We start from the raw sequence: 9,848 nt of genomic DNA on the forward strand, positions 1-9,848 counted from the left end.
GGGATTCTAGAAGCCGAGTTGAAGGTTCACGCCGATGGTACGGGTGGAGGGGAGGCTGCCGTACTCTACGCCCTGGTAGTTGCCCGCCCCCAGTTGAATGTCGGGGTCGAAGTTCATGGTCCGCTCCGGGATGCCGGGAATGTCGAGCAGGGCCTTGCCCCGGTAGAGGAACAGCAGGTTGCGGCCGGTAAGGCTGACCCGGGCGGTACGGATGCGCAAGTTTTCGGGCAGGGGTATGCTGTAACCTACGGACACTTCGCGGACACGCACGTTGGTGGCGTCGTAGGCAAAGAACTCCCCGAAGGAGTACCGGCCGCCGGAAACGCGGGTCCATAGTTGTTCGGCCGTGATGGCTACATTGTTCGGTGTGCCGTCCTCCGTTACGCCCGGCAGTACCAGCCCGCCCTCCCGGAAGGCGGCGGTGTAGTCCGCCGTCCCGTCGAAGGCCAGGTTGGCGTCCGTACCCGAAACCATGACGCCGCCGAAACGGCCATCGATCAGGAATGAAACGTTGAAACCAAGAAAGTCGAAATTATTGTTCCACCCGATGGTGTAGTCCGGGTTGAAGTTACCGATCAGTGTTTCTCCGCCCCCGGAACCGACGGGCAGCCCCATATCGTCCACGATGAAGCGGCCCTGGTCATCGCGGGCCCAGCCCTCGCCGTACAGATCACCGTAGCGACCGCCCTCCTCGACGAGAGGGCCGGCCGTCCGGCCGAAGCCCCCCCCCAGGAACACCCGTTTGGTGCGTTCGGACAGTTCGACGATGGTGTTGACGTTGCGGGCGAAGTTTACCGTCGACCGGTAGCCGAAGTTTTCCTGCTCGATCACCCGGGCCTGGATCGTTAGTTCCACGCCCTTGTTTTGCACGTCTCCGGCGTTGATGTACTGGTCGGAGAAACCCGTGGGCGCGGGAAGCGGAACGAGGAAGAGCTGGTTGAAGGAGTTCGTTTTGTACCAGGTAAAGTCTACCCCCAGCCGGCCGCGCAGCACCCGGACGTCGGCCCCGAATTCGAGGGAACGGGTGATTTCCGGTTTCAGGTCGGGAATGTTGCGGGTAGCATCCTGGGCGATAAAGCCGTTGGTACCGCCCTGCTGCACGCTGTAGGTATTCAGCAGCCGGTAGGGATCGGCGTCGTTTCCGACTTCGGAGAGCGTTCCCCGCAGTTTGGCGAAGGAGAAGAACTCCGGCAGCCGCAGCATGTCGGTTACGATCAGCGAGAGGCCCACGGAGGGATAAAAGAAGGAGTGGGGCGCCGGCAGGGTCGAGGACCAGTCGTTCCGCGCCGAGGCGTCGAGCACCAGGTAGTTGCGGAAGGTCATGGAGGCCGTACCGAAGACGGACTGATATTCCCGCTGGGAAACGGTGCTGTTCGTGGACACGTTGATGCCGAAGTCGGTCGAGAACTTATTGGGCACTAACAGGCCATTGGCATTCACGAAGGTGTACTTCGACTCCCGCTGGTTGAGGGCGGTACCGACCAGAAAGTCGACCCGAAAATCCTCATTAATGTCCTGGTAGCCATTCAGGAACAGGTCGAAGTTGTTCTCCTGAAAGTATCCGGACCCCTCCTGGTAGGTTCCACCGGGGCCGGCGAAGAGGAGGGTGCGGTCGTAGAAGCGGAAGGTCAGCAGGTCGTTGGAGCGATCGAGGCTGGCGCGGCCGGTCAGCTTGATCTTGTCCGTCACGTCGTAGGTCAGGCTGCCGAGGAACATCCGGCGGTCGCGGTTGTCGTCGTTGAGCGTCCGGTTGAGGGTCCAGTAGGGGTTGGTATAGATGGAAGAGGTGGTCCAGTAGCGTGGGTTTCCGTCTTCGTCCTGGAAGTCCTCGTAGTTGGCCAGGTCCACCGAGCGGGGAATCTTGTAGAGGTTCTGCACGATGCCGCTTTCCTCCCCGACCTTCACCTTATTGTCGATGGATTGGTCTACGATCGTGGCCTTGAAATCGCCGTGGATCTTGTTGCCGATCTTCTGCTGGAGGCGAAGATTGAAGGTGTTCCGGTTCAGTTCGTTGTTGGAGATGATGCCCTGGTTCCGGTTGTTGGTGTAGGAGAAGTAGGCCTGCGTCTGCTCCGTTCCACCGGAAAGGCTGATGCTGTTGTCCAGACTGACGCCCGTGCGAAAGAAGTCTTCCACGTTGTCGGGGTAGGTCGTGGTGGCCCCGCCCCAGCTTCCGGAGGCGGTTTCGTTGGAGACACCGCCGTTGCCCTGGCCGTAAGTATTCTGAAATTCGGGTAATAGGCTGGGGCTTTCGAAGGACACGCCGGAATTGACGTCCACCCGGATGCGCCCCTCGCTTCCCGATTTGGTCGTGATCAGCATGACGCCGTTCGCCCCCCGGCTGCCGTAGAGGGCCGCCGCGGCGCCTCCCTTCAGGAAGGACACGCTTTCGATGTCGTAGGGATTGATGTTGGACACTCCATCGATGTTATTGTAGCCGCCGAAGTCATTACCGACCTGTCCGCGCGTAGAGTTGTCGATGGGTACGCCATCCACGACTACCAGGGCATTGTTAGATCCGGAAATGGAGCGGTTGCCGCGGAGTACGATGCGCGCGGCGCCGCCGGGTCCACCCGCACCGGTAGTCACGACGAGGCCGGCCACCTTACCGTTGAGGGTATTAGCGAAATTGGGGTCACGAGTCGTGCGCACCTGATCGCCGTCGAGTTCCTGCACGGCGTAGGTGATGTTCTTGGTACTCCGTTCGATGCCAAGGGCGGTGACGACCACTTCGTCGAGGTTTGCTCCCTCGCTGAGGCGAAACAATAAGTCGGACTGGTCGCCGTCGACCCGCACTTCCCGGCTGGCGTAGCCGATGTAGGTTACCATGATGGTAGCGGGTACCTGGGTGAGGGTTAGTGAAAAATTACCGTCGATATCGGTAACGGTACCGTTAGCCGTGCCCTGCTCGGCAACGGTAGCTCCGATGAGGGGTAGACCGTCCTCATTGTCCAGGACCCGTCCGGATACGGTCTGAGCGGTCAGACCGACGGTCAGCAGCAAACACCAAAGCAGGAGAAGGAGTGCCGGTGGGCGATGAGTTGAGGCCCGGACGGCCCGTTGATCAGTTCGCAGCATACCGATGTGTTAGAAGGTGTGAGTGTAGAAAAATATACGGTTCAAATATATAAAAAACGAGGGGGTGAAGTGAGTTTTTCGTCCCTGCCGGCAAATATTTTATCAATCCGCCCCCTCAATTCCGCCCCTTGGCCCCGATTTTATGTCACCCCGTACTAAGGCTGCGTTTACTAGCTTCGGACTTCACAAATCCCGTCACCAATGAAGCGCCCCGCCGCCCTATGTCTATTGCTATTCTATAATATTGCGCTGTTCGGGCAAACGATTGGTGCTCCGGGAACTACCTCCTTTCGCGACACCCTAGAGCTTATTGCCGCCGAGCACGTCCGTTACGAAGACTTCGGTGCCCGGGGCGACGGACAAGCTAATGATCTCGCTGCCGTTGTCGCCGCTCATGCCTTCGCGAACGCACACGACTTGCCCGTCAGGTGTCCGGACCGGGCAACCTACTACCTGGGCGGAGGCGAGCAAACGGCCGTTATCCAGACCGATACCGACTTCGGTACGGCGACCTTCCTCATCGACGATACGGAGGTAGCGGACCGCACGGCTGCCGTATTCGAGGTACGATCGGCGCACCAGCCGACCGAACTGCCGCCCGTCACCCGTTTGCGCCGCGGACAGGAGACCGTCGCTATTTCGGTGTCCGGACCTCACCTGATTGCGGTAAGCGATTCGACCGTCCGCCACTACATCCGCTACGGGCTGAACCAGGACAATGGATCCCCCCAAACCGATATTTTCGTTGTCGACGAGCACGGGCGGGTGGACGCCGACGCGCCGATCGTCTGGGACTTCGACCGGATTACCGGTATGACCGCCCTTCCCATTGATACCAGTGTTCTTCGGGTCACCGGGGGGCGCTTCGTTACCATCGCCAATCGGGAAGAATCAGCGTACAACTATTACCGCCGCAATCTGGCCGTGCGGCGCTCGAACGTAGTCATCGACGGACTCGAGCATCGCATCCAGGGGGAAGGGGAGACCGGGGCCCCCTACGGCGGATTTCTTGACATCCGGGACTGCGCTTACGTCACTGTTCGCAACACCGTGCTCACCGGACACAAAACCTACCAAACCATCGGTTCCGCGGGTAAGCCCGTCTCCATGGGCTCCTATGACATACTGGTCAGCCGTGCCCTCAACGTTTCGTTCATCAACTGTCGACAAACCAACGACATCGACGATCGTAGCTACTGGGGCATCATGGGCTCGAACTACGGCAAGAACTTACTCTTCGACAGTTGCACCCTCTCCCGCTTCGACGCCCATAAGGGAGTAGCCAACGCCACGATTCGCAACTCCACCCTCGGACACATGGGCATTAACGCTATCGGCAGTGGTACGCTCCTGGTAGAGAACTCTACCGTACGGAGCCGGAGTTTCGTCAATTTGCGATCCGACTACGGAAGTACCTGGCGTGGGGAGATCGTCATTCGCAATTGCACGTATGCTCCCACGGCCGACCCGGGTAGCGTCGTCCTCATCGGTGGCGCAAATACGGGCGGGCACGATTTTGGTTATACCTGCTACATGCCGGAACAAATCATCATCGAAGGACTGCACATTGACGATTTCGATTATCCGGCTGATTACCCCGGGCCGGCGATTTTTGCGGACTTTAATTCCGGGTGGACATCGCCGGACTTCACCCCCGAGTTTCCATATATCGTAACGGAGCGCGTTATCCTGGAGGAGGTGACAATGGCCAGCAACAAAAAATTGCGGGTAAGCAGCAATCCGGTCATGTTTGGAGAGGTGGAGATTATCGTGCGGTAAAACGACAACCTAGGTTTTGCCTCCGGCACCATTGCTTGCGGCCGTGCCGCCCTGCCTGGTTTAACCCGTAGCAGGTTCAACGCCCAGGATAATTATTCCACCCCAAACTGCAAATGAACCAAAAAGTATACACGATTCGAAATTCAGTATAAAATCCCCAGGGGATTACCGCTCTACCTTTGTATCGTTCTAATAATTACCTAGAAACGAATTAAAGATGAATACAAATCAATTTGGCAAGGAAGGGTGGACACCCGAACGGATAGGTAACCTAAAGGGTAAAACCTTTGTCATTACCGGCACGACAAGTGGTACGGGCTACGAAGCGGCACGGATCCTATTATCAAAGGGCGCTAGAGTGGTAATGCTGAACCGCAATGCTAAAAAATCAGCGGATGTTATCACGACCTTAAAGCAAGGACTCGGTAATGATATAGACGTATCGTCGATAGTAATGGACCTCGCGGAACAAGCTTCGGTACGAAAAGCAGCGCGGGAAGTACTGGAGAAGGTCTCACGCATCGATGCACTGATCTGCAACGCGGCTATCGCTCAGGTCCCTACCCAAAAACTCACCGTCGACGGCTTTGAGAGTCAACTGGGGGTAAACCACTACGGTCATTTCACCCTGCAGGGGATGCTTTTCCCGCTCATCGAAAAATCCGGCGGTCGTATCGTTACGGTAGGCAGTATGGGGTACGATATGGGCATAAAGACCATTAAATTCGATGATATGAACTGGGATAAAGGTTACACGCCCAACGACGCCTACAGTCAGAGCAAACTAGCCCAGATCATGACCGTCTATGAACTGCAGGACAGACTGGATAAAGCAGGCAAAACCAGTGTTAAGGCGTATGCCTGTCACCCGGGGGCCTCCAGGACGTCACTGATCGATACCAGTGGTAGTTTAATGATGAGGCTTACTTTCGGTCTGATGAAGTTATCGCCGTTGACGCAATCCGCCGAAAAGGGGGCTTACCCGCAATTGATGTGCGCTACGGAGGAAGACTTGGACCAGAAGGCTTTCTACGGGCCCACGGGAAGGAGTAACTGGACGGGTCCCGTAGGAGCGCACCAGATAGAACCACACGCTAAGGATAAGGAGGTATCCAGCCAGTTGTGGGAAGTATCGGAAAAGGCAACGGGTTTTAAGTGGAGTATTTAAAAGAGCGATTATGGACATTCTAAAAGCATCAACCGACTGGGCGAAAGCGGAACTTGTCTCGACCCCCTTCTTCATTCTCTTCGGAGTTCTCTTCGTAGCGGCAAGCATCGGATTTTGGCAACTAGGGAAAACCGAAGTGGCGAGAGCATACATTATTCCTATGTTAGTGGCAGGCGTCTTGCTGACGATCATTGGATTCGGTTTATTCTTCACGAATAAATCAAGGCTTGCTGCCTTTCCCGGGGCCTACGACCGTGATGCGTCAGCCTTTATCGAGTCAGAACTGGCCCGTGCGGAAGGGACCCTGAAAGAATACAACACGGTGGTGTTCACGGCGATTCCGGTAATTATCGCTGCCTGTGCCGTAGGCATTATGCTGCTTAACGCTCCTGTCTGGCGGGCAAGTCTGATCACGGCCATTGCCATGCTGGTGGTTATATTGTTGATTGACGGTACCGCGTACGCCAGAATGGATGCGTACCATCAAGAATTGTCAGCGAAAAAAGGGCTGGAAGAATAGGACAATATGCAACACTTCAAGACACTATCGGCTTATTTTGATTACCTCCAACTGCCCCGCCCGGAGCATCCGATGCTGAGTGTGTTGTTCGAAAAGGGTGAAGCATTCCTTCCCTGTCCGAGGGCAAGTTCACCTCCGATAACTAATGATTGTTACTCCATCAGCTTAAAGAAGATGGTCAAAGGACATCTAAACTATGGGCGGACGAAGTATGACTTTACCGATGGCGTCCTCATCTTCATTGGTCCGAGGCAAGTTATGCAGTGGGATAGTAGCGCGGTCTTTGAGCAGAGGGGCTTTTCCATAAATTTCCACGAAGATTTTATTAAGGGTACCGAGCTAGCACGGGAAATCAAGAAGTACGGGTTTTTCTCTTATTCCGCCAACGAGGCCTTGCACCTATCGCCCAGAGAAGAAAGACAGATGGAAGCCATAGTAGGCAGCATCGAAACGGAATATTACAATAATCCGGATGAATTCAGCAAGGATATAATTGTTTCCCAACTAGGTACTTTGCTTAAGTATGCCAATCGCTTTTACGAAAGACAATTCCTCGATCGCCGGGATTTGTCCAATGATTTGCTGGAGCAATTCACCGAGAACTTAGACGCCTACTTTGAATCAGGACAACTACTGGATAAGGGCATCCCGAGCATTCAACAAATAGCCCAAAAAATAGGGGTCTCACAGCGATACCTGAGCGACACGCTTAAGAAAGAGACGGGTAAGACCACGACGGAGCATCTGCAATTTTATCTGATCAATAAAGCTAAGAGCGCTTTACTGAATCCGGACAAAAGCATTTCGGAAGTAGCTTACGAACTGGGGTTTGAGTACCCGCAGTATTTTTCAAGATTGTTTAGAAAGAAGGAAGGGTTAAGTCCATCGGAGTATATCGAAAAGTTTAAGATGAACTGATGCCGGCGAATCAAGCATCACCGTCAACCGATCGGGGCCGGCTAGGCGGGCACGCCCTCGGTAGGTAGTCCCTGCGGTATTCAATCTTTACGGGCTAAGTAAAACCCTGCGCGCCCTGATTCCTCCCCTACGATCTGGGATGAATGGGTACTTTCTTCAACCTTCCCCACGCGATGAAGCCGGCGAGCAGTCCGGTGACCACATTCACGCCGAGCGATGAGTACTCTCCCCGACTGAGATGAAATACGAAAGCGAAGAGCATTACGAGCACCAGGCCCAGGGCGGCATAACCGGTCAGTTGAGATCTGATCCGCAGAATGGACGGAAGAAGCAAGCCAATACCTCCCAGCAACTCACTGATACCGATGAAACGGACCACTATACTTGGCGTATTTGCCACCCAGGGCAAAGACTCTTCCAGGGTAGCGATGGGTTGAAAAGACTTCATCGCCCCCGCCAGGATAAACATCCCGGCTAACAGTATCTGGGCTGCCCATAATGCAATATTGAGCAGATTGTTTTTCTTCTTTTCTGACATAGAGTTTTTAGTTGAGACACGCAAAATTATGTAATTTTGCTTACCAAATGTTAGTGGTTACCTAAAAGTAAGTGGTTATGCCGGGTTCGACCAACTGTATGAACGACATGCTCCCCGTCCGCGACGCCTTATTTGTTGTTGGCGGAAAATGGAAATTAATGATCCTGATCTCTCTATCCCACGGAAATACCCGTTTCACTCAAATCGAAAAAAGCATCCCGAAAATATCCTCGAAAGTATTATCCAAAGAGCTGAAAGACCTAGAAGAAAATGAGTTGATCAAAAGGACTGTCGTGGAAGACTATCCGGTATCCATAAGATATAGCCTCACCGATTACGCCCAGACATTAGGGAAAGTGATTCTGGAATTACACACCTGGGGAATTAACCACCGGAAAAGAATTATTGGAAAGAATGCCGTGACTGCCGACCATGTTTAGCAGTCACTACAGCCCGGCTCGACAGTATGATTGTAAGAGGGTCAGAACGCCGCCCTACCGTCGAGCGGGGCGGCGCGGCGGCATGGACCGAAACCGACCAGCGGAAGCTTTCGGGCTATTGACGGCGGGACGCCACCGCGGATCAAATAGAAGCCAATCCACACTTCCCTCCTTGGCCCCGGTAGACGCTGGGCGCGGTGCTGGGCACATTTACTTTTCTTTCATTTCGTTTCCCTTAGCGCCAGTTGGTAGATCTTGTCCGATAAATGGAATCCCTGCTTTCGCAAGCTGTCCAGTTTGTCTTTGCCCGACGAGATCAGGCCACGCTGCTTAGCCCGGATCAGAATTCCAATCAATCCAGTAATCACTATACCCAATGACTTAGCTCTACTTCTCCCTTTTCGTTCGTCGATGATTAGTAGAGCTTTCATGTGCAAGAGCCAAGGCGATTGAACTAGCCTCCCCGGCGTCCAAACTAGGCAAAAGCGATCGGTAGACATCCCTATTGTAGTTATCGTCAACTCGGATCCAATCCGGCAGATCTATTGCTGCCTCTTCTATGACTATTGTGGTCACAACGTGTCCATACAGCTCGTGCAATAATTCCAGGCACTTATTATGTAGACCGATGAGCGTGCTTGCGTCGGCAATAACGATCCGATCAGGCCTTAGCGATGTCTTCTAGAAGATCATCTTCCTCCGTCTGAAACGCGGCCACTCCGTACTGTCCCAGCAACTCGATGAACGAGCGTCTGCTGATCCCTACGATCTGAGCTCCCTGTCCGGAAGTGATGATGCCTTCCGCAAATAACTTACTGGCAAACATCATCTTCAGATCAAAATCTGTAGCAGTTAAGTCGGCCGGTAATTCAACGTGGAAGCCCATAGGGGGTCTGTTTTATGGTCAAACAACCATCAAGAAAGGGAAGTTGCCAAGATTCGGGCTGAATCAGCCAGTGCTGTCGATCAGCATACTTGTGAAGTACCCTCCTCATGCTGTAGTGTTATAATAGGGTAAACTGCCGTTGAAATTAGTTTTCTTAGCTGCCCTGATCGTTTAATTTTCTGTGGACCCGCGGCTGAATTTATCTGTTGGGCCAAACCCGCACCTAGCCAGCTATAGCGATGTGGTTATGGCTATGGATGCGGTTGCACCGAGCGGGGGCGCCAGCGCAGGCCGGCTTCACCAATAGACAATCGGATATTGACCATCTTTTGGTTAGAGTATAAAGGCTTCATCGACACCCAAAAGCTCAACCGCTGGCTTGACGATGGCGCAGTGTTCACGGCCATTAAGCTAAGCATTTGATGGTATTACCGTGCTCCCGAACTTGGGAGAATGACCAACGCCCTGACCCGCTTTCTGACCCTCCTGCGCAGCTTCCCCGACCTCACTGAAGAGCAACG

General features: G+C 54.2%; 9 protein-coding genes. 5 read left to right on the forward strand and 4 right to left on the reverse strand.

Annotation, left to right across the window (positions count from 1 at the left end; translation table 11 throughout):
• Positions 1-6: 6 nt before the first annotated feature.
• Entirely contained in the window at positions 7-3,078 is a 3,072-nt protein-coding gene (locus NMA52_RS14200; protein WP_254828356.1) for a SusC/RagA family TonB-linked outer membrane protein, read from the reverse strand.
• 201 nt (positions 3,079-3,279) lie between these two features.
• Between NMA52_RS14200 and NMA52_RS14205 the strand changes: the two genes are divergently transcribed.
• The 4 genes from NMA52_RS14205 to NMA52_RS14220 all read left to right on the forward strand — a co-directional run bounded on the left by NMA52_RS14205 (position 3,280) and on the right by NMA52_RS14220 (position 7,463).
• Entirely contained in the window at positions 3,280-4,857 is a 1,578-nt protein-coding gene (locus NMA52_RS14205) for a hypothetical protein (protein WP_254828357.1), read from the forward strand.
• Between the two features lie 217 nt (positions 4,858-5,074).
• On the forward strand, positions 5,075-6,025 hold the full coding sequence (locus NMA52_RS14210) for an SDR family oxidoreductase (protein ID WP_254828358.1): 951 nt from the start codon (positions 5,075-5,077) through the stop codon (positions 6,023-6,025).
• Between the two features lie 10 nt (positions 6,026-6,035).
• Positions 6,036-6,545: a hypothetical protein gene (locus tag NMA52_RS14215; protein WP_254828359.1), complete on the forward strand. Its 510-nt coding sequence runs from the start codon at positions 6,036-6,038 to the stop codon at positions 6,543-6,545.
• 6 nt (positions 6,546-6,551) lie between these two features.
• Positions 6,552-7,463, forward strand: coding sequence for an AraC family transcriptional regulator (locus NMA52_RS14220; protein WP_254828360.1), 912 nt, complete (start codon positions 6,552-6,554; stop codon positions 7,461-7,463).
• Between the two features lie 127 nt (positions 7,464-7,590).
• On the opposite strand, the gene NMA52_RS14225 is transcribed toward NMA52_RS14220, so the two are convergent.
• Positions 7,591-8,001 carry a DoxX family protein gene (locus NMA52_RS14225; RefSeq protein WP_254828361.1) on the reverse strand — a complete coding sequence of 137 codons (411 nt, stop codon included), beginning with the start codon at positions 7,999-8,001 and terminating at the stop codon, positions 7,591-7,593.
• Between the two features lie 98 nt (positions 8,002-8,099).
• Between NMA52_RS14225 and NMA52_RS14230 the strand changes: the two genes are divergently transcribed.
• Positions 8,100-8,441 carry a helix-turn-helix domain-containing protein gene (locus tag NMA52_RS14230; protein WP_254828362.1) on the forward strand — a complete coding sequence of 114 codons (342 nt, stop codon included), beginning with the start codon at positions 8,100-8,102 and terminating at the stop codon, positions 8,439-8,441.
• Positions 8,442-8,662: 221 nt separating this feature from the next.
• On the opposite strand, the gene NMA52_RS19215 is transcribed toward NMA52_RS14230, so the two are convergent.
• Together NMA52_RS19215 and NMA52_RS14235 are read right to left on the reverse strand one after the other, a co-directional pair.
• Entirely contained in the window at positions 8,663-8,941 is a 279-nt protein-coding gene (locus NMA52_RS19215) for a DUF3368 domain-containing protein (protein ID WP_371930972.1), read from the reverse strand.
• A gap of 161 nt (positions 8,942-9,102) precedes the next feature.
• Positions 9,103-9,327 carry a UPF0175 family protein gene (locus tag NMA52_RS14235; protein ID WP_254828363.1) on the reverse strand — a complete coding sequence of 75 codons (225 nt, stop codon included), beginning with the start codon at positions 9,325-9,327 and terminating at the stop codon, positions 9,103-9,105.
• Positions 9,328-9,848: the final 521 nt, after the last annotated feature.

It is taken from the genome of Lewinella sp. JB7 (assembly GCF_024297185.1).
GTDB lineage: Bacteria > Bacteroidota > Bacteroidia > Chitinophagales > Saprospiraceae > Neolewinella.

Coding starts and splice junctions, on each gene's coding strand:
- NMA52_RS14230 (WP_254828362.1), top strand. CDS start 8,100: ATGAACGACATGCTCCCCGTCCGCGACGCCTTATTTGTTGTTGGCGGA.
- NMA52_RS14210 (WP_254828358.1), top strand. CDS start 5,075: ATGAATACAAATCAATTTGGCAAGGAAGGGTGGACACCCGAACGGATA.
- NMA52_RS14205 (WP_254828357.1), top strand. CDS start 3,280: ATGAAGCGCCCCGCCGCCCTATGTCTATTGCTATTCTATAATATTGCG.
- NMA52_RS14225 (WP_254828361.1), bottom strand. CDS start 8,001: ATGTCAGAAAAGAAGAAAAACAATCTGCTCAATATTGCATTATGGGCA.
- NMA52_RS14200 (WP_254828356.1), bottom strand. CDS start 3,078: ATGCTGCGAACTGATCAACGGGCCGTCCGGGCCTCAACTCATCGCCCA.
- NMA52_RS14220 (WP_254828360.1), top strand. CDS start 6,552: ATGCAACACTTCAAGACACTATCGGCTTATTTTGATTACCTCCAACTG.
- NMA52_RS14235 (WP_254828363.1), bottom strand. CDS start 9,327: ATGGGCTTCCACGTTGAATTACCGGCCGACTTAACTGCTACAGATTTT.
- NMA52_RS14215 (WP_254828359.1), top strand. CDS start 6,036: ATGGACATTCTAAAAGCATCAACCGACTGGGCGAAAGCGGAACTTGTC.
- NMA52_RS19215 (WP_371930972.1), bottom strand. CDS start 8,941: ATGTCTACCGATCGCTTTTGCCTAGTTTGGACGCCGGGGAGGCTAGTT.